Consider the following 22,354-nt stretch of genomic DNA (forward strand, 5'->3'; position numbering starts at 1 on the left):
GCCCGGCGGGTTCGGCGCCCGCCGGGCCTCGGGGTCTCCTCAGCGCACGCCCATCAGGTGCTCGAGGGCGAGCTGGTCGAGTGCCTCCTGGCCGACGCTGCGCGCGCCGAGGCCCTCCACGTCGTACGACGCCGCGCGGAGGTCGGCGAGCGACTCCCCCTCGGCGAGGGTCGGGGTGCGGAGCGTGCCGACCTCGGCCGCCTCGAGGGCCGCGACGACGTCGGGGTCGGCGCGGAAGGCCTGGACCTTGTCCCGCAGGATCAGGTAGTTGCGCATGCAGCCGCGGGCGGACTCCCAGACACCGTCCTCGGCCTCGGCACGCGGGGGCTTGAAGTCGAAGTGCACGTAGCCGTCGTAGGCCTTGCCCGTGCCCGCGCCCAGCAGGGCGTCGACGGTCCAGAAGGCGCCGCGCACGTTGCCCGCGCCGAAGCGCAGGTCCTGGTCGAAGCGGGGACCGTGCTGGCCGTTGAGGTCGACGTGGAAGAGCTTGTCGTGCCAGAGCGCCTGGCTGATGCCGTGGGCGAAGTTGAGCCCGGCCATTTCCTCGTGGCCCACCTCGGGGTTGAGGCCCACCATGTCCGGGTCGTCGAGCTCGGAGATGAGCGCGAGGGCGTGACCGATGGTCGGGAGCAGGATGTCGCCGCGCGGCTCGTTGGGCTTGGGCTCGAGGGCGAACCGCATGTCGTAGCCCTGCTCCTTGACGTAGGCGCAGAGCAGGTTGAGCGACTCGCTGTAGCGGTCGAGCGCGGCCTGCACGTCCTTCCCGGCACCGTGCTCGGCGCCCTCGCGGCCGCCCCAGAGCACGAACGTCTTGGCGCCCAGCGACGCCGCCAGGTCGATGTTGCGCAGCGCCTTGGTGAGCGCGTAGCGCCGCACCTCGCGGTTGTTGGCGGTGAGCGCGCCCTCCTTGAACACGGGGTGGCCGAAGAGGTTCGTGGTCACCATCTCGACGGCGAGGCCGGTGTCGGCGAGCGCCTTCTCGAAGCGCTCGAGGACGGCGTCGCGCTTGTCGTCGTCGGGGACGAGGTCGTCGTCGTGGAAGGTGACGGCGGCGGCACCGAGCTCGGCGAGCTTGTAGGTGGCCTCGACCGGGTCCAGCAGCGCGCGGGAGCTGGGGCCGAACACGTCGGTGCCCTGCCAGCCCACGGTCCAGAGGCCGAACGAGAACTTGTCCTCAGGGGAATGGGTGTAGTCGGTCATGCGGGGATCTCCTGCCACGAATCGTTGTCAGAGCTGGTCTCGACCGCGGCCAGGACGCGCTGCACCTGGAGTCCGTCGGCAAAGGATGGGGAGGGGTCGTTGTTGGCCGCGATGTCGCGGACCAGGTCGACGGCCTGGTGGATGAAGCCGTGCTCGTAGCCGATGACGTGGCCCGGGGGCCACCACGCGCCGACGTAGGGGTGCTGCGGCTCGGTGACGAGGATCCGGCGGAAGCCGGCGGTGCGGGCGTCCTCGGTGCCGTCGAAGAAGTGGAGGACGTTCATGTCCTCGAAGTCGAAGGCGATGCTGCCCTGCGACCCGTTGACCTCGATGCGGATGGCGTTCTTGCGGCCCGACGCGAAGCGGGTCGCCTCGAAGACGCCCATCGCTCCCCCACGGAAGTCGGCGAGGAAGGTGGCGGCGTCGTCCACGGTCACCTTGCCGGTGCCCGAGCCGGCCGTGCCGGAGAGTCCGGAGTGCTCGCTGGGGAGCGGGCGCTCCTCGACGAAGGTGCGCAGTCGGCCGCTGACGCGGCTGATGGTGTCGCCGGTGATGTACTGCGTGATGTCGATGATGTGGGCGCCGATGTCGCCCAGCGAGCCGGAACCGGCCTTGTCCTTCTCCAGGCGCCACGAGAGCGGAGCCTGCGGATCGACGATCCAGTCCTGGAGGTACTGCGCCCGCACGTGGTGCAGCGTGCCGAGCCGGCCCTCGGCGACGAGCTGACGGGCCAGGGCGATCGCGGGCACGCGGCGGTAGGTGAAGCCGACCATCGCGCGGACGCCGGAGGCGGCGGCCGCCTCGGCGGCGCGGGTCATCGCCTCGGCCTCCTCGACGCTGTTGGCCAGCGGCTTCTCGCACAGGACGTGCTTGCCGGCCTCGAGGGCGGCGATGACGATCTCGGCGTGGGTGTGGCCGGGGGTGCAGACATCGACGAGGTCGATGTCGTCACGCTCGATGAGGGCCTGCCACGAGGTCTCGGTGGACTCCCACCCGAGGCGCTCGGCGGCGGCCCGGACGCCCTGCGGGTCGCGTCCGGCGACGGCGCGCATGCGCGGGCGGAGCGGGAGGTCGAAGAACCGTGGGGCGGTGCGCCAGGCGTGCGAGTGCGCAGCGCCCATGAAGGCGTACCCCACCATGCCGACCGACAGGTCGTGCGTGCTGTCGGGGGCGTCGGGAGTGGTGGTCATCGGACCTCCTCGTGTGCGGACTGGTGGGGGGTGTCGGGGCGCGGCTGGTAGACCCCGGGTGCCGGTGGGCGGCGAGCCCGGGTCGTGACGGTCGCTCAGATCTGGGTGTTCAGGGGGTGGTGCCGGGGTGCCGCGGCGGCTCCCGGTGGGGAGCCGCCGCGGGACCGGTCAGGACTCGAAGGCCGAGTCGATGTACTGGTCGACGTTCTCCGAGGTGACGACCGGGGCGTAGAGCTGGACGAGGCGGGGCACCTCGACCTCGACGAGGTCGCTCATCGCCTTGCCCTGCACGAGCAGGCGGGCGAGCTTGACGCCGTCGGCGCCCTGGGTGGAGGGGTAGATGACGGTGGCCTTGAGGACACCGCTGTCCTCCTGGATCGCGCGCATCGCGTTGGCCGAGCCGGCGCCGCCGATCATGGTGAACTCGTCGCGGCCGGCGTTCTCGATGGCCGCGAGGACGCCGACGCCCTGGTCGTCGTCGTGGTTCCAGAGGAAGTCGATCTTCGGCTCGGCCTGGAGCAGGTTCGCCGCGACCTCCTCGCCGCTCTCGACGGTGAACTCGGCCGCCTGACGCGCATCGACGTCGAGACCGCACTCGGAGAGCGCGTCCTCGAAGCCCTGGCTGCGGTCCTGGGTGAGCGGCAGGGAGTCGATGCCCGCGATCTCGGCGACGACGGCGTCCTTGTTGTCACCGGCCTGCTCGCAGACGTACTGGCCGGCCGAGACGCCCATGCCGTAGTTGTCACCGAGGACGGTGACGCGGGCTGCGTTGGGGTCCTCGAACTCGCGGTCGACGTTGATGACCGGGATCCCGGCCTCCATCGCCTTGAGGGCGACGGGGGTCATCGCGGCGCCGTCGAAGGGCAGCAGGACGATCGCGTCGACCTCGTCGTTGATGAAGGTCTCGACCTGGCTGATCTGGAGGTTGACGTCGTTGGTGCCCTCCGCGACCTGGAGGTCGATGTCGGGGTACTGCTCGGCGAGGTCGCGGACGTTGTTGGTGATGGCGGCCATCCAGCCGTGGTCCGCGGCGGGTGCCGAGAAGCCGATGGTGACCTGGTCGCCCTCCTCGTCGTTGCTGCCCGCGGCAGCGGCAGGTGCGGCGTCGGAGCCGCCGTTGTCTTCGTCGGCGGCATCCTCGGCGCTGCCGGTGCAGGCGGCGAGGGACAGGACGGCGACCGCGCCGACCACGAGGCCGGAGTAGCGGCGGCTCTGCTGCCGTCGGAGGGGAGTGCGCAGTCGCATGTGTCGTGCTCCTTGTGTGTTGTTCTCGATGGGTGCGGTGCTGCGGCCGGCGCTCCGAGACGAGCCGGCGTGGTGGTGCGGTGGTTCCGAGTGCGGGTGGCTAGGTCGACGTCGCGTTGCGCGCCAGGCGCTGCTGGAGCAGGACGGCGACGACGATGATCAGGCCCTTGGCGACCGCCTGGGTCGAGGTGTCCTGGTTGTTGAGGGTGAACACGTTCCCGAGGGTGGCGAAGATGAGCACTCCCAGGACGGTGCCGACGATCGTGCCGCGCCCGCCCGTGAGCAGGGTGCCGCCGATGACGACGGCCGCGATGACGTCGAGCTCGAGCAGGGTGCCGTGGGTCGAGCTGCCGGTCGTGGTGCGGCTCACCAGCATCAGCGCCGCAAGGCCGCAGCAGAACCCGACGAGGACGTAGAGCATCACGGTGTGGCGCTTTACGTTGATGCCGGCCAGGCGGGCCGCCTCGGGGTTGCCGCCCACGGCGAGCGTGCGCCGTCCGAACGTCGTCCGGTTGAAGAGGATCCAGCCGACCACCGAGACGAGCGCGAAGATGATGACGAGGAACGGCACGCCCAGCACGCTGGCGGAGAAGAACTCGCGGAAGCCGTCGACGGTCACGATCTGGGTGCGCCGCTCGGAGATGATCTCGGCGAGACCACGGGCAGCGGCGAGCATCGCCAGGGTCGTGATGAACGGCACCACTTTTCCGTAGGCGATCACGATGCCGTTGACGAGCCCGCAGGCGGAGCCGACCGCCAGGGCGGCGAAGACCATGATCACCCAGTGGGTGTCGTCAGCCATCGTCTGGGTGGCGAAGGTGGTCGCCCACACCGAGCACAGCGCCAGGATGGCGCCGACCGACAGGTCGATGCCGCCACCGGTGATGACGAAGGTCATCCCGATGCTGACCACGCCGATGGTGGAGGCGAAGCGGAGGATCGTCAGCGTGTTGTCGACGCTCGCGAACCGGTCACCGGCGGTGATGACCCCGGCGGCACAGATGAGGAGCAACGCGACGACGAGGCCGAGGTTGCGACCGAACGGTCCGCTCATCAGGCCTCCCCCACCGCTTCGTCCTGACTCTGCGGCGGCGCGCTCCTCCCGGACCGATGCCGAGGAGGGGGCGACGGTGTTCTCCACCGCTCCGGTGTCTCGGCTCGTGCTCTGCTCGCTCATGCGACCTTTCCTTCCATGACCAGGTCCAGGACCCGGGACTCGTCGATCTCCCCCGCGGGACCCTCGTGCACGACACGGCCCTCTCGGACCACGAGGACCCGGTCCGAGAGTCCGAGCACCTCCTCCACCTCGCTCGACACGACCACCACGGCGACGCCGGAGTCGGCCAGTGAGCGGACGAGGGTGTAGATCTCGGCGCGGGCTCCGACGTCGACCCCTCGGGTGGGCTCGTCGAGGAGCAGCACGCGGCAGTCGCGGAGCAGCCACCGGGCCAGGACGACCTTCTGCTGGTTGCCGCCCGACAGGAGGCGCACGAGGCGATCGACCCCTGTCGGGCGGACGTCAAGGGACTCCGTGAGCTCGGTGGACTGCTTGCGCTCGGCACGGCTGTCGAGCATCCCGAAGCGGCTGAAGCGGGCCAGCGTGGAGACGGTGATGTTGCTGTAGATGGCCTGGTCGAGGAGGAGGCCCTGGCTCTTGCGCTCCTCCGGGGCGAGCCCGATTCCGGCCTTGACCGCGGCAGGCACCGACCCGCGACGCAGCTCGCGGCCCGCGACCCGGACGCTGCCGGCAGAGGGACGGCGCGCGCCGTAGAGGGTCTCGAGGATCTCCGAGCGGCCGGCGCCCACGAGACCGGCGAGACCGACGATCTCGCCGGCGTGGACGCTGAGGTCGACGCCGGTGAAGACGCCGGGGAGCTCGAGGCCGATCACCTCGAGGACCGGGTCGCCGGTCGGCGGCGGCGCGTCGCCGCGAGGGGGGAAGACGTACTCGATGGACCGGCCCGTCATCAGCTCGATCAGCTTGCTCGTCGGCGTCTGGTCGACGGGCAGGCCGGTGGCCACGGTGCTGCCGTCCTTGAGGACGGTGATCCGGTCGCCGATCTGGCGGATCTCCTCCAGCCGGTGGGAGATGTAGACGACGGCGACGCCCTCGGCGGTGAGGTCGCGGATGACGCGGAAGAGGTTGTCGACCTCGCCCTGGTCGAGCACCGCGGACGGCTCGTCGAGGATCAGCAGCCGGGTGTCGTGGGAGAGGGCGCGCGCCATGCTGACGATCTGCTGGGCGGCTGGCGAGAGCCGGCCGACCGAGCGGGTGGCGGGAATCTCCTCGTGGCCGAGCCGCTTGAGCAGGTCGCGTGTGCGGCGCAGCGCCTCACCGCGTTGGCTGAAGCCGGCGGTGCTCAGCTCGTGGCCGAGGTAGATGTTCTCCGCGACGTTGAGGTCGGGGACGAGGTCGAGCTCCTGGTAGATCGTGGAGATGCCGAGCGCCATCGCGGCCTGCGGCGTCGAGAGCGTGACGGGCTCTCCCTCCCAGAGGATCTCGCCCTCGTCGGGCTGGTAGCTCGCGGAGAGGACCTTGATGAGCGTCGACTTTCCGGCGCCGTTCTGGCCGAGGAGGCAGTGCACCTCCCCCGCGCGCACCTCGAGCTCGACTCCGCCGAGCGCGAGCACTCCGGGGAACCGCTTGACGATGCCGCGCATCGTCAGCAGCGGGGTGTCGTTCATGACATCACCTCCAGGGTGGGGACCACCCGCGGCACCAGGGTCGGGTCGTCGTAGACGTGGTCGATGGCGACGGCGGCGGCGCCGTGCACCGCTGCGGAGAATCCGAGCGCGGAGAGCGCGATGCGCGTGCCGCCCGCGTCGGGGGCCAGGACGCCGGACGCGAGCTCGGCCTCGACCTCGGCCCGGATCCACTCGCCGATCTCGCCGAGGTAGCCGGACAGGACGATCATGCCGGGGTTGAGCACGTTGGTGAGGACGGCGGCGCCGACGCCGACCCAGTGGCCGACCTCGCTCAACGCGGCGAGCGTGCGCTCGTCGCCGGCGGCGGCGCGGCGGCTGATCTCCTCGACCTTGCCTTCGAGGTCGAGGACGGGTGAGCGCAGCAGGTCGTCGTCACCGGCGGCGGCGAGGTCGATCAGGTGGCTCAGGCCGATGACGGTCTCCCAGCACCCGGTGCGACCGCACCCGCAGACGTTGCCGTCGCGGTCGACGACCATGTGCCCGAACTCGCCGGCGTAGCCGCGACGTCCGGGGTAGGGCCGGCCGTCGGCGACGATGCCGCCACCGATGCCGACCTCACCGTGGATGACCAGGATGTCGCGACGCTCGGGGTCACCGGGAGTCGCCTCGGCGACGGCCGCCAGGTTGGCCTCGTTGTCCACCTCGAGGAGGTAGGCGGGGTCGCCGAGCTTGGCGCGCAGGAGCCCGGCCAGCCCGACACCCTGCCACCCGAGGTTGGCGGCGACGGAGACGTTGCCGAGGTCGCGGTCGACGAGACCGGCGACCCCGACGACCGCGGACACCGGCGTCGCACCCAGGGCGGCCAGGTCGGCCAGCGTGCCGTTGAGCTGCTCGACCAGCCGGTCGACCACCTCGTCGGGCTCGAGGCCGCGGGTGTCGACCGACGTACGGCGCTCGCTGACGACGGTGCCGGCCAGGTCGACCGCGCGGGTCGAGACGTGGTGGACGTTGATCTCCGCGCCCAGGCCGTAGGCGCCGGCGCCGTCGATCTCGACGATCGTGCCGGGGCGTCCCACGGAGCCGCGCTCGGCGCTGCCCTCGCGGACCAGGCCGCGCTCGCGCAGCTCGGTGACGAGGCTGGAGACGGTCGCCTTGTTCAGGCCGAGGTCGGCGGCGAGCCGGGCCCGGGACCGAGCGCCACCCTCGCGGAGGCTGCGGAGCACGAGGGACAGGTTGGCGCGACGGACGGTGCCCTGATCGGCACCGCCGGTGCTGGTCGTCGACCAGCCGTCTCGCACCTGCGACATCAGTGTCCTCGATCCTGTGTGTGACCTCCGTCACCCATTTAGTTTGACGGACCGCCAAACTAAGTCGGTGACGGCCGTCACGTCAAGGATCGGCACGCAGAAATCTCAGGTGGTCCGGTCCAGGTGTCGCGACCGACCGTCGGCGTAGCGCTCGCGGATGGCCGGCACCGGGTCCGCGGCGTAGCGACGGGTACCCTCGCGCACCCACTCCGGCGGCGCCTCCGCGCCCGACGCGGCCCACGCCGCCTGCCGTGCCGCGCCGTCGGCGACGTACTCCCCCGGCGGCGGGACGTCGACGGGAACCCCGAGCACCTCGGCGGCCACTGTGCGCACCGCCTCCGACGCGGCGGCGCCGCCGACGAGCAGGACCCGCGACGGCGTGACGCCGGTGGCCACCACGGCGTCGAGGCCGTCGGCGAGGCTGCAGACCAGGCCCTCGACGCTTGCCCGGGCCAGCGCCGGACGGGTGGCCGTCGCGAGCGTGAGCCCGTGCAGCGATCCGGTCGCGTCCGGGAGGTTGGGGGTGCGCTCGCCCTCGAGGTAGGGCACCAGCACCAGGCCGCCCGCACCCGAGGGGGCCTCGAGCGCGAGCCGCGAGAGGGTGTCGTGGTCGACGTCGAGCAGGCGCGCCGCCGCGTCGAGCACGCGGGCGCCGTTGAGGGTCGCGACGAGCGGGAGGTAGAGCCCGGTGGCGTCGGCGAACCCCGCCACTGAACCGGTGGGGTCCACGGCCGGGGTGCTCGTGACCGCGGTGACGACCCCGGAGGTGCCGATCGACACGACGACGTCGCCCTCCCCCGCCCCCAGGCCCAGCGCGGCGGCCGCGTTGTCGCCGGCACCGGCGCCGAGGACCGCGTCGCCCGCGGTGCCCGCGACCTCGCCGGGGGCCACGACGCGCGGCAGGTGGGGCACGGCGCCGAAGGCGCGCTCGAGGAGGTCCGTCCGGTAGGCACCGGTCGGGGCCGACCAGTAGCCCGTTCCGCTCGCGTCGCTCCGGTCGGTCGTGAGGTCGCGCAGGTCGGTGCTCCCGGACAGCTTCCAGGTCAGCCAGTCGTGGGGCAGGCACACCGCGGCCGTTCGTCGGGCGTTGTCGGGCTCGTGCTCGGCGAGCCACCGGAGCTTGGTCACCGTGAACGACGCCACCGGCACGACGCCGACCGCCTCGGCCCAGGCACGGCCGCCCACCTCGGGGCCGCCGAGCTCGTCGACGAGGTCGCGCGCGGCGCCGGCCGAACGCGTGTCGTTCCACAGCAGCGCAGGGCGTACGACGGCACCGTCCTCGTCGAGGCAGACCATGCCGTGCTGCTGGCCACCGACGCTGATCGCCGCCACGTCGTCGAGGCCTCCGGCCTCGGCGACCGCCGCCTGCAGCGCGGCCCACCAGTGGTCGGGGTGGACCTCGGTGCCGTCCGGGTGACCGGCGCGCCCCTGCCGCACGAGCGCGCCCGTTGCGGCGTCGCGGACGACGACCTTGCAGGACTGGGTGGATGAGTCGATGCCGGCGACCAGCCGGGGTCCGTCAGTCATGGGCGCGGATGCTAGCCCACCGGGCGCACTGCCGGACGACGACGAAGGGCCCGGTCCGAAGACCGGGCCCTTCCATGCGTTGGTACCCCCGACCGGATTTGAACCGGCGTTACCGCCGTGAGAGGGCGACGTCCTAGGCCGCTAGACGACGGGGGCTTGCATGTTGCTGCCCTGGAGCAGCGGAGCGAAACTCTACCGAAGTTGGAGTTCCGCACCAAATCCGGCCCCTGGTGGGGCGGATCCGCTGGGGTACTAGGACTCGAACCTAGAACAACTGGACCAGAACCAGCCGTGTTGCCAATTACACCATACCCCATGGGGGTATCAGTTCGACCGGCCTGCGATCGTCCCGACCCCACGTGATTCCTTGCGGAACCGATCCCGAACGTTACACGCGGGGTGGCGGCACGGCCAAAACGGGGTCCCCTCCGGCGGGTGGCAACGCTCCCCCGACAGGCGGTCCTGCGGTGACCAGGCCCATCGCCCGCGCCACCCACGTCGCGAGGCCCAGGTAGACCAGGGACTGCGTCAGCGTCGAGAGGATCGTCCACCAGCTGCTGCCCCCCTCCGCGTTGAGCGCCGTGGTCAGGTCGCCGAAGGCGAGGGCGAGCCCGAAGGCCAGGAAGTTGTTGAGGACGTGCATCGCGATCGGTGCCTCGAGACCTCCGGTGCGGATGACGAGGATGCCGGCGACGACGCCGAAGGCGAACCGGTCGAAGAAGACCGGCCAGTCCTGCGACAGGCCGTGGAAGAGCGCGAAGATCAGCGCCGGTCCCAGCACGGCCAGCGTCTCCGAGGCCCGGCGCGCCCAGACGAGCGAGCCGAACGCCTGGGTGAGGTAGCCGCGGAACAGGTACTCCTCGCCTGCGGCCTGGAGCGGGGTCAGGAGCAGGATGACGAGGATGAAGTCGCGCGTCTGCGAGGTGAAGTCGTTGACCGTGCTCGCCGGCATGTCGCCGGGCTGCACGGGCAGCAGCATCGCCACGCCGAGCGAGGCGAGGAGCGCCACCACCGACAGGCCGAGGCAGACGAAGAGGTAGCCCCACCGCAGGCGGGGCGCCACCGAGGAGACCCAGCGCGGCTTGAGCCGGTGCAGCCACCAGGTGACCAGGAAGGTCAGCGGGATCGCCGCGGCGATGATCACGTTGAGCAGGGCGAGCCCGGCGGGCGTCGCCTCCGCGGTCACGTCGAGGACGGTCGAGGCCTCGCTCGCGCTGCTCCCCGTGGCGAGCAGCAGCACGAAGGCGATGCCCCCGACCACGAGCGGCACGACGGCGAAGACCAGGACGAGGAGCAGCACGACACCCACGACCGAGCGCCACCAGCCGGGTCGGCCCACCCGGTGCAGCTCGTGGTAGCGCGGCCGGAAGTCGGGGGCCAGCGGTGCGGGCACGGCGTCAGGCCAGGGCCGACTGCAGGCGCGCGAGACTGCGCTCGCGGCCCAGCAGCTCCAGCGACTCGAACAGCGGCGGGCTGATCCGCTTTCCGGTCACGGCGACGCGCACCGGACCGAAGGCCACGCGGGGCTTGAGCTCCATGCCCTCGATCAGCGCCACGCGCAGCGCCTCCTCGATGGCCGCGGTCGACCACTCGTGCAGCCCGGAGAGGGCGTCGTACGACGCCTGGACGACGCCGCGGCCCGTCTCGTCGAGCAGCTTGGCGACGTCGGCGGGGTCGCGCTCGAAGTCGGCCTCGTCGACGAACAGGAAGCCGAGCATCGGCGCGGCCTCGGTGAGCTTGTTGATCCGCTCGGCCACCAGAGGCATCGCCAGCTCGAGCATCTGGGCGTCGGCGTCGGTCACCGGGTCGCCCACGACGCCCGCTTCCTTGAGGAAGGGCAGCACGCGGTGGGTGATCTCGTCGATCGAGAGCAGCCGCATGTGCGAGGCGTTGATGGCCTCGGCCTTCTTGAGGTCGAAGCGCGCCGGGTTGGGGTTGACGTCCTTGATGTCGAACTTCTCGACCATCTCGTCCAGGGAGAAGACGTCGCGGTCCGCGGCGATCGCCCACCCGAGGAGGGCGAGGTAGTTGAGCAACCCCTCGGGCAGGAAGCCCTGCTCGCGGTAGAGCGCCATGTGGGCCTGCGGGTCGCGCTTGGAGAGCTTCTTGTTGCCCTCGCCCATGACGTAGGGCAGGTGGCCGAACGCGGGCGTCTCCTTCGCGACGCCGAGCTCCTTGAGCGCGTCGAAGAGCGCGACCTGGCGGGGGGTGCTGGAGAGCAGGTCCTCGCCGCGCAGCACGTGGGTGATCTCCATCGTCGCGTCGTCGACCGGCGCAGTGAGGGTGTAGAGCGGGTCGCCGTTGGCGCGGCACAGCGCGAAGTCGGGGACGTGCTCGGTCTCGAAGGTGATGTCGCCACGGACCAGGTCGTCCCACGTGATCGACCCGTCGGGCATCCGGAAGCGGACGATCGAGGAGCGTCCCTCGGCCTCGAAGGCGGACCGCTGCTCGTCGCTGAGCTCGCGGCAGAAGCCGTCGTAGCCCATCACCTTGGAGCCGCTCGCCTTGCGGCGCGCCTCGACCTCGTCGTTCGTGCAGAAGCAGTCATAGGTGTACGACGACTCGCGCAGGCGGGCGAGCACGTCGGCGTAGATCTCGGTGCGCTCGGACTGGCGGTAGGGACCGTGGGCCCCACCGACCACGACGCCCTCGTCCCAGCTGAGGCCGAGCCACTGCATGAGGTCGATGAGCGAGTCGTAGGACTCCTCGGTGTTGCGCGCCTTGTCGGTGTCCTCGATGCGGAAGACGAAGGTGCCACCGTGGTGTCGCGCGAACGCCCAGTTGTAGAGGGCGGTGCGGGCGAGGCCGACGTGCGGCGACCCCGTCGGGGACGGAGCCATGCGGACGCGGACGGGCCGGCGGTCGGGGCTGGTCATCGGGTGCTCAATTCCTCTGGGCGACGGGGTTGGTCAGGGCGCCGATGCCGGCGATCGAGATCTCGACCTCGTCGCCGACCTGCATCGGCCCGACACCCTCGGGGGTGCCGGTCAGGATGACGTCGCCGGGCAGGAGCGTCATCACCGACGAGACGTGGGCCACGAGGGTCGGGACGTCGAAGATCATGTCGGCGGTCGAGCCGTCCTGCACGAGGTCGCCGTTGAGGTAGGTCTGCACCTCACGACCGTCGGCGAAGGCCTGCGGGTCGAGGTCGGTCTCGATCCAGGGCCCGATCGGGCAGAACGAGTCGAACCCCTTGGCGCGCGTGAACTGCACGTCGGAGCGCTGCAGGTCGCGCGCGGTCACGTCGTTGGCGATGGTGTAGCCGAAGATCACGTCGGTGGCCTGCTCGGCCGGCACGTCGCGGCAGATGCGGCCGATGACGACCGCCAGCTCGCCCTCGTAGTGGAGGTTGCTGGTCTGCGACGGGTAGAAGATCGGGTCGCCGGGACCCACCACCGACGTGTTGGGCTTGAGGAACATCAGCGGCTCGTTGGGCAGGTCGTTGCCCATCTCGGCGGCGTGCGCGGCGTAGTTGCGACCGATGCCGACGACCTTGCTGCGCGGGATGATCGGCGCGAGGAGGCGTACGTCGCTGAGCTTGTGCTCCTCCTCGAGCAGCTTGACCCCGGCATAGAGGGGGTCGCCGGCGAGGGCCACGACGACCGAGTCCTCGGCGGGCTGGCCGAACTCGTCGACCTCACCGGTGACGACGCCGAAGCGGGGCTCCTCGCCCGTGCTGAACCGACAGATGCGCATGCCCCGAGGCTATCCAACCGTCCGTCAGTGGCCGGCGGCGCGGTGCAGGGCGGCGAGGCTGGAGGCGACGTCGTCGAAGGTCGTGGACCAGTTGCTCACGCTGACCCTGAGCACCGCCTGGCCGTGCCACCGGGAGCCGGTGGTCCAGGCCGTCCCCTCCGCGAGCATCGCGTCGACCACGGCCCGGGTGCGGTCGTCGTCGCCGAAGGAGGCGCACACCTGGGTGAACTCCACGTCGTTGAGCACCTCGGCGCCCTCGATCGCCGCGATCCCCTCGGCGAAGGCGGCCGCGTGGTCGCAGAAGCCGTCGACGAGCTCGGCCACGCCGTCGCGGCCCAGTGCCCGGAGCACCGCCCAGACGGGGAACGCGCGACCACGACGGCTGATCTCGGGCACCTTGTCGAACGGCTCGCCCGCGGCGTCGTGGATGAGGTACTCGCCGTGCATGCCCATCGCGGCGCGCAGGGCTGCCCGGTCGCGGACGATCGCGAGCCCGCAGTCGTAGGGCACGTTGAGGGTCTTGTGGGCGTCGGTCGCCCACGAGTCGGCGCGGTCGGCCCCTGCGAGGAGGTGGCGCCGCCGCGGCGAGGCCCCCGCGAAGAGGCCGAACGCGCCGTCGACGTGCACCCACGCCCCCGCGTCGTGGGCGGCCGCGATCGCCGCGTCGAAGGGGTCGAACGCACCGGAGTGGACGTTGCCCGCCTGCAGGCACACCACCGTCGGACGTCCGTCACCCGCGTCGAGGGCTGCTGCCAGGGCGGCCGCCTCGATGCGTCCCTGGTCGTCGACGGCCACCGGCTCGGGCGCACCAAGCCCGAGGTAGCGCAGGCTGAGGTCGATGGTGTCGTGGCGCTCGGCCCCGACCAGGACGCGTACACCCGGCGAGCCCACCAGCCCGCGCTCGGCGACGTCCCAGTCCGCCCGCCGCAACACCTCGTCACGCCCGGCGGCGAGGCAGGTGAAGTTGGCCATCGTGCCCCCGGTGACGAAGCCGACGGCACTGCCGGCCGGGAGGCCGAGCAGGTCGACGACCCAGGCCTCCGTCACGTCCTCGACCGCGGAGTGGGCAGGCGTCAACAGCCGCAGCCCGGAGTTCTGGTCCCACGCGCTGACCAGCCAGTCCACCGCCAGTGCAGCCGGGTGCGTGCCGCCGATGACGAAGCCGAAGAACCGTCCACCGGGCATCGCGGTCAGGCCGGGCTCGCACGCCTCGGCCAGCTCGTCGACGACCGCCGCAGGGTCGGTCGGCCCGTCCTGGAGGCGCCGGTCGAGGCGGGCGAGCACCTGCTCGGCGTTCATGGCCGGCGGGACCGGTCGCGCGGCGAGCGAGTCGAGCCACCCGAGCGCGTGCGCGTACGCCCTCTCGAGGCCGGCGGTGCGGTCCATCCCGGCAGTGTCCACCCGGCATCGGCCGCACGTCGAGGGCCTCGAAGCGGCGGCGACCGCTCCCCCGCACTAGCCTTGGCGCAGTGCACGTGCTGTCGACCTCCGAGTGGCGTCCCCTCGCCGAGGCGCACGCCGCCCGCGTCGACGACTTCGTCCAGCCGCACCTCACCCGTCGTGCCGACCAGGTGAAGCACCCCGTCCACGACTTCCTCTTCACCTACTACTCCCAGCGGCCCGCCCAGCTGCGCCGCTGGCACCCCGGCTTCGGCGTCGCGCTCGAGGACGCCGACGACCATGCCGGCCTCAAGGGCTACGAGCAGGTCGAGTGCGGTCGCGGCAGCAGTCGCCACGGGGCTGCGCACACGACCCGGGTCGCGGAGGCGTACGTCGCCTCGCAACGTCCGCTGCTCACCCAGCTGCACGCGCTGCTGACCGCCACCGCCGCCCGCACGCCCCAGTTCGGCTGCTTCGGCCTGCACGAGTGGGCGATGGTGCACCGCTCGGTCGAGCACGGCACCCGGCACGACTGGCCCCTGCGCCTCGGCGCCGAGGGCACCGACGCGGTCGTGGAGTCGCACCGGATCGCCTGCTCGCACTTCGACGCGTTCCGGTTCTTCACCCCCACCGCCCGCCCGCTCAACACCCTGCAGCCGGCCCGTGACGACCGACCCGCGTTCGAGCAGCCCGGCTGCCTGCACGCCGGGATGGACCTCTACAAGCACGCCTTCCGGCTCACGCCGATGGTCGCCAGCGACCTGGTGGCCGACTGCTTCGAGCTGGCCCGCGACATCCGGGTGCTCGACATGCGCGCCGCGCCCTACGACCTCGCCGACCTCGGCTTCGAGCCGGTGCGGATCGAGACCACGGAGGGCAAGGCGGCGTACGTCGAGGCGCAGCGCGGGTTCGCCGAGCGCGGTGCTCCGCTTCGGGCGCGGCTGGTCGAGGAGTGCGAGCGGCTGCTGGCGGTCGTGCCGGCCTGAGCCGGCGCGATCAGACGGCGGGGTCGACGACCTCGGGATCCGGGTCGACGGGCGGGCTCTCGGGGTCGAGGCACGCCCACTCCGAGACGTCGCCGTGGTCGTTGCTCACCCGGACGCACGGACGATCGGCGACCTCGGTGCGCACCTCGACGTCCACCCCGGCCGACGGGGTGAACTGCTCGCCGGCGACGTCCGCCGACTCCCCGGCGGCGAGGTCGAGGGCCACGCCCTGCCCGGTGGACAGCACGCTCTGGTACTGCAGCCACTCCATCTGGCCGCGGTCGTCGTACATCGGACGGGTGCGGTCGATCCGTGCGTCGAGCTCGATCGCGATGGGCGTGGCGACGGCGAAGGCGGCCACGACGCCGACGACCACCGCAGTGGTCGGGCTTGCCCACCGGGGGCCGGGTGTCGACGTCATGGCACCTCTTCAGAACTCGTAGCCGAAGGCGTCGATGGTGTCGGCGAACACCGTCGCGACACGCTGCTTGGAGGCGGGCGTGTAGAGCTCGCGGTAGTGACCGGCCGGTCGGGCGTTGCCCTTGGCGCGGGGCAGGTCGGGCTCGCCGGGCAGCCCGAGGTGCTCCCAGACGTCGCGGAGCTCGGCGTCGAGGTTCTCGTAGCGCAGCACGCGGTCGAGCGCCATCTTGCCGCGGATGCGGTAGAGGCGACGGTTGTTGGCGAGCTGCTCGATCCAGATCTCCTGGACGTAGGCCTCGAAGTCCGGCAGCTCGGGCCGGTCCTTGTACTTCCAGAAGTAGAGCGAGACGACCGCGTCCCACGGGTTGCGCTCGATCGCGAAGGTGAAGTAGTCGCCGAAGACGTCGGCGCCGACGAGGTCGCGGGTCGCCTTGGCGCCCATGTGGTTGTAGGCCTTGCGCGGCAGCGGCGGAGACTGGAAGTTCTGCGGCGGACGTCCCCCGGCGGCCTGTCGGAGCTCCTCGTCCTCGGGGCTGATCTCGGTGATGATGTCGTCGGGTCCGCACACCTTGGACAACGCGATCTCCACGCTCGTGCCCGCCGTCTTGCGGGTCTTGAGGAAGATGAAGCGGTGCTGGTGGGACGCGATCACGGGACGACCCTATCCGTCCCGGCCCCCCGGCCCCACGACTACGGTGGGCGCCGTGACCGAGCCCCGGACAGCGACCGGCCAGCACGTCCGCGGCGAGGACTGGTACGGCGACGACCTCGGCGCCGCGCGCTTCGTCGACTGCACCTTCACCGACGTCGACCTCTCCGAGTCCACGACGTCCGGGGCCACCTTCGAGCGGTGCACCTTCCACGGCGGGCGGTTCAACGCCTCGGTCCACACCGCCACCGCCTTCGTCGGGTGCGACTTCCGGCGTACGTCGTTCTTCGACGCGACGCTCGACGGGTGCAAGCTGGTCGGCTCGGTCTTCGCCGAGTGCACCCTGCGCCCGCTCACCGTCGTCGGCGGGTCGTGGCTCGGCGTGACGATCCGCGGCGCCAACCTCTCCCGCCTCGACCTCACCGGGGTGGACCTCCGCGAGGCCGACCTGTCGATGTCGGACCTCACCCTGACCTCGCTCGCCCGGGCCCGGCTGGACCGTGCCGTGCTGCGGCAGGCGAGGCTCGACCGCACCGACCTGCGCGGTGCGAGCCTCGACGGCGTCGACCTGTCGGCGGCCGAGCTGAAGCGGACGCGGCTCGACCTCGCCGGCGCCGTGCTGCTCGCCGAGCTGCACGGCGCGGACGTCGACGTTGCTACCTGAGGACGTGGTGAACGGATCCCCGGCCGAGATCCGTTCACGGCGTCCTCAGATATCGGGGTCGAGGCGGGCGCGCAGGCCGTCGATGACCAGGTCGAGCCCGAGGTCGAAGTCGGGCAGGGAGTCGAGCGAGCGCTCGACGGCGCCGAGACCGACGGCCTGGCGGGCGGTCTGCTCCTCGAAGGCGTGGCCGAAGACGTAGTGGACGAGGGCGCGCGAGGCGACGGGGACCAGCTCCGCGGGCACGTCGGCCTCGGTGAGCACCTTCTCCAGCTCCGCCACCGGCGCGGCGGCACCGAGGCCGAAGGCCCACACCGTCGCGACGACATCGGCGCCGTCGGTGCACGCGAGCATCGCGTGCCGCAGCTCGGAGCACACCTCGCGCAGCCGGTCGGGCCACTCCGACGCCGTACGGGGTCGTGCGCCGCGGGCCAGGATCTCGTCCGCGACGGCCGCGAGCAGTGCCTGCTTGCTCGGGAAGTGGTGGTAGATCGCGCTCGGCTGGACGTCGAGCTCCGCGCCGAGGCGACGCATGGTGAGGGCGGCGAGCCCGTGGGCGTCGAGCAGGGTGACGGCCTGCTCGAGCACGTCCGCGCGGCGGTGCGGCACGACGTACCCCCTCCCCTCTCGACCCGGCGTTGACGGGACGCCGCGACGACCCTAACCTGAACGCCGTTCAACTGATCACCGTTCAGGTAGAGGAAACACCCCATGAGCACTCGCCGCAACCCCGGCACCGACGTCGCCCTGATCGCCGCCTTCGCGGCCCTCGTCGCGGTGTGCGCCCTGCTGCCGGCCATCAAGGTCGCCGGGCCTGTGCCGATCACCCTGCAGACCTTCGCGGTGCTGCTGTCCGGCGCCGTGCTCGGCATGCGGCGCGGCTTCCTCGCGGTGCTGCTCTACGTCGTGGCGGGCGCGGCGGGGCTGCCGATCTTCTCCGGCGGGGCGGCCGGCCTCGCCGTGCTCACCGGCCCCACGGCCGGCTACCTGATCGGCTTCCCGCTGGCGGCCGGCCTGTGCGGCGCCATCGTCGAGCGCCTCCCCCGCCGCTCGCTGGTCAGCCCGGTCGCGATCTTCTGCGCCGGGATCGTCAGCTCGGCGCTGTGCATCCACACCCTCGGCATGGCCGGCCTGGTCCTGCGCGCCGACCTCACCTGGGCCCAGGCCTGGGACGTCGACAAGATCTTCTGGATCGGCGACGTCCTCAAGAACATCGCCATGGCGCTCGTCGCCACCGCTGTCCACCGCGCCTTCCCCGACCTGCTCGACCGCCCGACGACGCGGGAGCCCGCCGACCAGGGCCAGCCCGAGGGCACGCCCACCGCGTGAGCGGGATCCGTCTCGAGAAGGTCACCGTCTCGGTCCCGACCCACGACCGCGAGCGGCGCATCCTCCACGAGACCTCACTGGAGCTGACCGAGCACCGGGTCGCGCTCGTCGGTCCCAACGGGTCGGGGAAGTCGACGATCGCGCGGCTGCTCAACGGGCTCGTCCGGGCGTCGACCGGCCGGGTGCTGGTCGAGGGCCTCGACGTGGCGCGAGACGGCCGGGACGTACGCCGTCGGGTGGGGTTCGTGTTCACCGACCCGGCGGCCCAGCTCGTCATGCCGACCGCCCGCGAGGACGTCGCCCTGTCGCTGCGGCGCACACACCCCGACAAGGCCGAGCGTCTCGCCGCGGCCGACCGGGTGCTGGCCGACTTCGGCCTGGAGGGCTTCGGGGACCGCAGCGTGCACGGGCTCTCCGGCGGCGAGGGACAGCTCCTCGCACTCGCGGGGGTGCTCGCGACCAGGCCGTCGATCCTCGTGGCCGACGAGCCGACGACCCTGCTCGACCTCGGCAACAGCCGCCGCATCGGCGACCTGCTGCTCGGCCTTGAGCAGCAGGTCGTCGTCGTCACCCACGACCTCGACCTGGCCGCCCAGTGCGACCGGGTGCTGCTGGTCCGCGACGGCAGGGTGGAGCGCGACGGTGACCCGTCCGCGGTCCTCGACCACTACCGGGCGACCGCATGACCACCCGACGATGAGCGCCCAGCTCCTCGGCCTGCACCAACCGGGAACGACGGTGCTCCACCGGCTCCCGGCCGGCGCCAAGCTGCTCGGCCTGATGGTGGCCAGCATCGTGGTGGTCGCGGTGCGGGGTCCGGTGTCGGCACTGGTCTTCGTCGCCGTCGCCGCGGCCCTGCTGGTCTGGTCGGGCGCGCGGCTCGGCCTCACCCTGCGCGCGATGCGCTGGCTGCTGCTGACCGCGGCGATCCTCGGCGCATGGACCGTCTGGCAGAACGGCTGGCCGCGCGCGATCGAGGTCGTCGGCGACCTGGTCGCCCTCATCCTGCTCGCCACCACGATGACCGTGACCACGCCGGTCGACGAGGTGATGGACGCGGTCGCGCGCGGGCTGCGGCCGCTGCGCCGGGTGGGCGTCGACCCCGAGGCGGTGGCGCTGGCGTTCTCGCTGATGCTCCGCGCCATCCCCACCACGATCGCGCTCGCCGAGGAGTCGCGCGATGCGGCGCTCGCGCGCGGGCTGGAGCGCTCGCCTCGGGCCCGACTGATCCCGTTCGTGGTCCGCGTGGTCGCGCGGGCGCGCGACACCGGTGACGCGCTGCACGCGCGCGGGATCGGGGACTGAACATCGGACTCTCCCCCGGCGCCCCGATGAACTTCCACCCGCAGGCGTGGAGCTTCATCCACGGCTGAGCGTGATCACGACGATCTGCGCCTGGACTTCCACGCGCTCGGGTGGAAGTTCATCGGCGTCGATCCGAGCGGCGACCCGTACGCCCTCACCAACCGGGCGGCCGCCGGGCGGCCCACGGCGCCGCGGCCTCGACCTGCGCGGCGAGGGAGAGCAGCAGCTCCTCCTCCGCCGGTCGCGCGGCGAGCATCACGCCGACCGGCAGCCCGTCGTCGGTCCAGTGCAGCGGCAACGACATCGCCGGCATGCCGGTCACGTTCCAGGCGCTGGTCCACGGCGTGAACGCCTTCTGGGCGGCGAAGTCGCGGGCCGGGTCGGCGTCGTCGCGCAGCGCCCCGACCTCGACGGGCGGGCTCGCGAGGGTGGGCGTGACGACGACGTCGTACGACGCCAGCGCGGCGAGCGCGGCCGCCGCGTGCTGCCGCAGCCGGCCGATCGCGAGCCCGAGCTCCGGCCCGCTGACGGCGTGGCCGAGACCGCCCAGCCATCGGGTCAGCGGACGCAGCCGGTCCTCGCGGCCGGGCGGCGCGGGCGACAGGGCGGTCAGCACCGCCCAGCAGGTCTCGAAGTCGGCCACGGCGTCGCGCGGGATCGGCACGGGCACGTCCTCCACGTCGTGGCCGAGGGACTCGAGCAGGCGGGAGGCGTCGTCCCACGCGGCCACCGATGCCGGGTGGACGTCGACGTCGGCGATGACCGGTGCGATGAAGCGGGCGACCCGGAGCCGTCCCGGCGCACGGTCGCACGCCTCGAGGAAGGTGCCCGACGGCTCGGGCGCCCAGTAGGGGTCACCGACCCGGCGGCCTGCCAGCACGTCGAGCAGCGCGGCTGCGTCGCGCACCGTGCGGGCCAGGGTCCCGGCGGTCGCGAGCCCCACGGGGTCGCCGTAGCGGGGCGCTCCGCTGATCCGTCCTCGTGAGGGCTTCAGACCGACCAGGCCGCAGCACGAGGCAGGGATCCGGATCGACCCGCCCCCGTCGGACCCGGGCGCGACCGGCAGCAGCCCGGCGGCGACCGCCGCCGCGGCTCCACCGGACGAGCCGCCAGCGGTGCGCGAGGTGTCCCAGGGCGTGACGGCCGGTGGGGCGACGTCGGGCTCGGTGTAGCAGGGCGAGCCGAACTCCGGCGTGTTGGTCTTGCCCAGGCTCGGCATGCCGGCGGCCTCGACGGTGAGGACGAGGTCGTCGGAGGCATCCGGCACGAAGTCGTCGTACGCCGCCGAGCCGAAGGTGGTGCGGACCCCGGCCGTGGGGTGGAGGTCCTTGATGCCCGTCGGGACGCCCCACAACGGACCTGCGCCCGGGGGGCGCCCCGCCTCGGCCAGCACGGTGGTCAGCCGTCGCGCGTGGTCACGCGCCAGGTCGTGCGTCGGCGTGATGAAGGCGCCCACCTCGATCGAGCCGGCACGGCCGGCGTAGTGCTCGACCAGCTCGAGCGGCGACACCTCGCCCCGGCGTACGGCGTCACCCTGCTCGAGCGCGGTCAGGTCGTGGAGCACACGGCCGAACCTAGCGCCCGTCAGGCGGCGACGACGACCTCGTGCGCGACGAGGGCGTCGAGGGCGCCGAGGAAGCGCTGCACGGCTGCCTCGTCCTGCAGCGGGTCGCCCTCGAGGGCGGGCTCGTCGACGACGATGCCCTCCACCACGACGGCGCCTGCGATGGTGGCCGAGTGGCGGGCGTGCTCGTGCGACCACTTGCCGCCGTACGGCGTGGGGGTGGCGCCGATGGCCGCGAACGGCTTGCCGACGATGGCGCCCTGGCCGTAGGGGCGCGAGAGCCAGTCGATGGCGTTGTTGAGCACGGCCGGCATGGTGCCGTTGTACTCCGGCGTCACGGCCAGCACGCGGTCGGCTCCGGCGACGGCCTCACGGAGGGCGGTGGCGGCGGCCGGCGCGGCGTCGCCGTCGAGCTCCTCGGTGTAGAACGGGACGGCGTCGAGGCCCTGCACGACGTCGACGGTGACACCTGCGGGGGCGTGGTCGCGGAGGTGCTCGGCGATGCGACGGTTGAGCGAGCCGGCGCGGTTGGAGCCGAGGAGGACGGCGACACGGGTCTGCTTCTGAGTGGTCATGCTCGTCGAAACGGACCGTGGTCCGCTTCTATTCCCGGTGCGGCCGATCCTTCTCGAGACCTAGGCTGGCGGGGTGACCCACCTCCTGCCGCTGGCCGACGAGCCCGCGCCCGAGCGGGCCGACGCGGCGCGCAACCGCGAGGCGATCCTCGCAGCGGCGCTGCGCCTGGTGCGGACACGGGGGGTCGGGTGCGTGACGATGGACACGGTCGCCGCCGAGGCGGGGGTCGGCAAGGGCACCCTGTTCCGGCGCTTCGAGAGCCGCGAGGGGCTGATGGCCGCGGTCCTCAACGAGTCCGAGACCGCATGGCAGGGGCAAGTCATCTCGGGCCCGCCCCCGCTGGGGCCCGGCGCCCCACCGCTGGACCGGCTGCTCGCCTTCGGGCACTCCCGCCTGCGGACCAACCTGACCCACGCCGAGCTCATCGCGGCTGCGGGTCGTCCCGGCGCCCGGTCGGCTGCCGCCGTCTCGTTCGCCAACATGCACGTCCGTTACCTGCTGGGCGAGCTCGGGGTCACCGGGGACCTGCTGATGCTCGCCACCGCGCTCCTCGCGCCACTGGAGATGGTCGTGCTGGACCAGCAGGTCAACGCCGAGCACATCGCGCTCGACCGGATCGAGGCCGGGTGGGACGACCTCGTACGCCGCGTGGTCGGCGCCTGACCCTGCCGTC

At 72.3% G+C, this 22,354-nt stretch carries 22 protein-coding genes and 2 tRNA genes; 6 read left to right on the top strand and 18 right to left on the bottom strand.

Features of this window, described 5'->3' with window-relative positions:
• Positions 1 to 39: 39 nt before the first annotated feature.
• The 13 genes from xylA to ACNKF0_RS15280 form a co-directional block, all read right to left on the bottom strand.
• Positions 40 to 1,200, bottom strand: a complete 1,161-nt coding sequence (xylA, locus tag ACNKF0_RS15220) for a xylose isomerase (protein WP_416953426.1) — start codon at positions 1,198 to 1,200, stop codon at positions 40 to 42.
• Positions 1,197 to 2,390: a Gfo/Idh/MocA family protein gene (locus ACNKF0_RS15225; protein ID WP_416953428.1), complete on the bottom strand. Its 1,194-nt coding sequence runs from the start codon at positions 2,388 to 2,390 to the stop codon at positions 1,197 to 1,199. Before ACNKF0_RS15225 ends, xylA begins: the two co-directional genes overlap by 4 nt.
• A 168-nt stretch (positions 2,391 to 2,558) precedes the next feature.
• The gene (locus ACNKF0_RS15230; RefSeq protein WP_416953430.1) at positions 2,559 to 3,635 is read right to left on the bottom strand and encodes a substrate-binding domain-containing protein; all 1,077 of its coding nucleotides are present in this window, start codon (positions 3,633 to 3,635) and stop codon (positions 2,559 to 2,561) included.
• Between the two features lie 100 nt (positions 3,636 to 3,735).
• Entirely contained in the window at positions 3,736 to 4,812 is a 1,077-nt protein-coding gene (locus tag ACNKF0_RS15235; RefSeq protein WP_416953432.1) for an ABC transporter permease, read from the bottom strand.
• A complete protein-coding gene (locus ACNKF0_RS15240; protein ID WP_416953434.1) occupies positions 4,809 to 6,320 on the bottom strand; it encodes a sugar ABC transporter ATP-binding protein in 1,512 nt (503 codons plus the stop codon). Before ACNKF0_RS15240 ends, ACNKF0_RS15235 begins: the two co-directional genes overlap by 4 nt.
• A complete protein-coding gene (locus ACNKF0_RS15245) occupies positions 6,317 to 7,588 on the bottom strand; it encodes an ROK family protein (RefSeq protein WP_416953436.1) in 1,272 nt (423 codons plus the stop codon). The genes ACNKF0_RS15240 and ACNKF0_RS15245 overlap by 4 nt, the downstream gene beginning before the upstream one ends.
• Positions 7,589 to 7,693: 105 nt before the next feature.
• Complete coding sequence (gene xylB / locus ACNKF0_RS15250) at positions 7,694 to 9,115, bottom strand: xylulokinase (RefSeq protein ID WP_416953438.1); 1,422 nt, start codon at positions 9,113 to 9,115, stop codon at positions 7,694 to 7,696.
• 80 nt (positions 9,116 to 9,195) lie between these two features.
• Positions 9,196 to 9,271: transfer RNA gene (locus tag ACNKF0_RS15255), tRNA-Glu, on the bottom strand.
• 88 nt (positions 9,272 to 9,359) lie between these two features.
• A tRNA-Gln gene (locus ACNKF0_RS15260) sits at positions 9,360 to 9,431 on the bottom strand.
• Between the two features lie 72 nt (positions 9,432 to 9,503).
• Positions 9,504 to 10,508, bottom strand: a complete 1,005-nt coding sequence (locus ACNKF0_RS15265) for a CPBP family intramembrane glutamic endopeptidase (protein WP_416953440.1) — start codon at positions 10,506 to 10,508, stop codon at positions 9,504 to 9,506.
• A 4-nt stretch (positions 10,509 to 10,512) separates the two neighbouring features.
• The gene (gene gltX, locus ACNKF0_RS15270; RefSeq protein WP_416953442.1) at positions 10,513 to 11,991 is read right to left on the bottom strand and encodes a glutamate--tRNA ligase; all 1,479 of its coding nucleotides are present in this window, start codon (positions 11,989 to 11,991) and stop codon (positions 10,513 to 10,515) included.
• Between the two features lie 7 nt (positions 11,992 to 11,998).
• A complete protein-coding gene (locus tag ACNKF0_RS15275; protein ID WP_416953444.1) occupies positions 11,999 to 12,811 on the bottom strand; it encodes a fumarylacetoacetate hydrolase family protein in 813 nt (270 codons plus the stop codon).
• A 24-nt stretch (positions 12,812 to 12,835) separates the two neighbouring features.
• Complete coding sequence (locus ACNKF0_RS15280) at positions 12,836 to 14,197, bottom strand: pyridoxal phosphate-dependent decarboxylase family protein (RefSeq protein ID WP_416953446.1); 1,362 nt, start codon at positions 14,195 to 14,197, stop codon at positions 12,836 to 12,838.
• Positions 14,198 to 14,286: 89 nt separating this feature from the next.
• Between ACNKF0_RS15280 and ACNKF0_RS15285 the strand changes: the two genes are divergently transcribed.
• Positions 14,287 to 15,177: a 3-methyladenine DNA glycosylase gene (locus ACNKF0_RS15285; protein WP_416953448.1), complete on the top strand. Its 891-nt coding sequence runs from the start codon at positions 14,287 to 14,289 to the stop codon at positions 15,175 to 15,177.
• A gap of 10 nt (positions 15,178 to 15,187) precedes the next feature.
• Here ACNKF0_RS15285 and ACNKF0_RS15290 read toward each other — a convergent pair whose 3' ends face one another.
• Positions 15,188 to 15,598 (bottom strand): hypothetical protein, encoded by a 411-nt coding sequence (locus ACNKF0_RS15290; RefSeq protein WP_416953450.1) that lies wholly within the window; start codon positions 15,596 to 15,598, stop codon positions 15,188 to 15,190.
• A 9-nt stretch (positions 15,599 to 15,607) separates the two neighbouring features.
• A complete protein-coding gene (locus ACNKF0_RS15295; RefSeq protein ID WP_416953452.1) occupies positions 15,608 to 16,249 on the bottom strand; it encodes a hypothetical protein in 642 nt (213 codons plus the stop codon).
• A 52-nt stretch (positions 16,250 to 16,301) separates the two neighbouring features.
• On the opposite strand from ACNKF0_RS15295, the gene ACNKF0_RS15300 reads away from it, so the two are divergent.
• A complete protein-coding gene (locus ACNKF0_RS15300) occupies positions 16,302 to 16,910 on the top strand; it encodes a pentapeptide repeat-containing protein (protein WP_416953454.1) in 609 nt (202 codons plus the stop codon).
• 45 nt (positions 16,911 to 16,955) lie between these two features.
• On the opposite strand, the gene ACNKF0_RS15305 is transcribed toward ACNKF0_RS15300, so the two are convergent.
• Entirely contained in the window at positions 16,956 to 17,516 is a 561-nt protein-coding gene (locus ACNKF0_RS15305; RefSeq protein ID WP_416953456.1) for a TetR/AcrR family transcriptional regulator, read from the bottom strand.
• Positions 17,517 to 17,618: 102 nt separating this feature from the next.
• On the opposite strand from ACNKF0_RS15305, the gene ACNKF0_RS15310 reads away from it, so the two are divergent.
• The 3 genes from ACNKF0_RS15310 to ACNKF0_RS15320 are packed head-to-tail and all read left to right on the top strand — an operon-like array spanning position 17,619 to position 19,541.
• Complete coding sequence (locus ACNKF0_RS15310; RefSeq protein WP_299924577.1) at positions 17,619 to 18,236, top strand: biotin transporter BioY; 618 nt, start codon at positions 17,619 to 17,621, stop codon at positions 18,234 to 18,236.
• Positions 18,233 to 18,922, top strand: coding sequence for an energy-coupling factor ABC transporter ATP-binding protein (locus tag ACNKF0_RS15315; RefSeq protein ID WP_416953458.1), 690 nt, complete (start codon positions 18,233 to 18,235; stop codon positions 18,920 to 18,922). Before ACNKF0_RS15310 ends, ACNKF0_RS15315 begins: the two co-directional genes overlap by 4 nt.
• 10 nt (positions 18,923 to 18,932) lie before the next feature.
• Positions 18,933 to 19,541, top strand: coding sequence for an energy-coupling factor transporter transmembrane component T family protein (locus tag ACNKF0_RS15320; protein WP_416953460.1), 609 nt, complete (start codon positions 18,933 to 18,935; stop codon positions 19,539 to 19,541).
• Positions 19,542 to 19,695: 154 nt separating this feature from the next.
• On the opposite strand, the gene ACNKF0_RS15325 is transcribed toward ACNKF0_RS15320, so the two are convergent.
• Together ACNKF0_RS15325 and ACNKF0_RS15330 are read right to left on the bottom strand one after the other, a co-directional pair.
• Positions 19,696 to 21,105, bottom strand: coding sequence for an amidase (locus ACNKF0_RS15325; protein ID WP_416953462.1), 1,410 nt, complete (start codon positions 21,103 to 21,105; stop codon positions 19,696 to 19,698).
• A gap of 20 nt (positions 21,106 to 21,125) precedes the next feature.
• Positions 21,126 to 21,680 carry an NAD(P)H-dependent oxidoreductase gene (locus ACNKF0_RS15330; protein WP_299924589.1) on the bottom strand — a complete coding sequence of 185 codons (555 nt, stop codon included), beginning with the start codon at positions 21,678 to 21,680 and terminating at the stop codon, positions 21,126 to 21,128.
• A 73-nt stretch (positions 21,681 to 21,753) separates the two neighbouring features.
• Here ACNKF0_RS15330 and ACNKF0_RS15335 point away from each other — a divergent pair, with 73 nt between their 5' ends.
• Complete coding sequence (locus ACNKF0_RS15335; protein WP_416953464.1) at positions 21,754 to 22,344, top strand: TetR/AcrR family transcriptional regulator; 591 nt, start codon at positions 21,754 to 21,756, stop codon at positions 22,342 to 22,344.
• The last annotated feature ends 10 nt before the right edge of the window (positions 22,345 to 22,354 follow it).

Origin of the sequence: Nocardioides sp. T5, assembly GCF_048161455.1 — a bacterium.
Lineage (GTDB): Bacteria > Actinomycetota > Actinomycetes > Propionibacteriales > Nocardioidaceae > Nocardioides.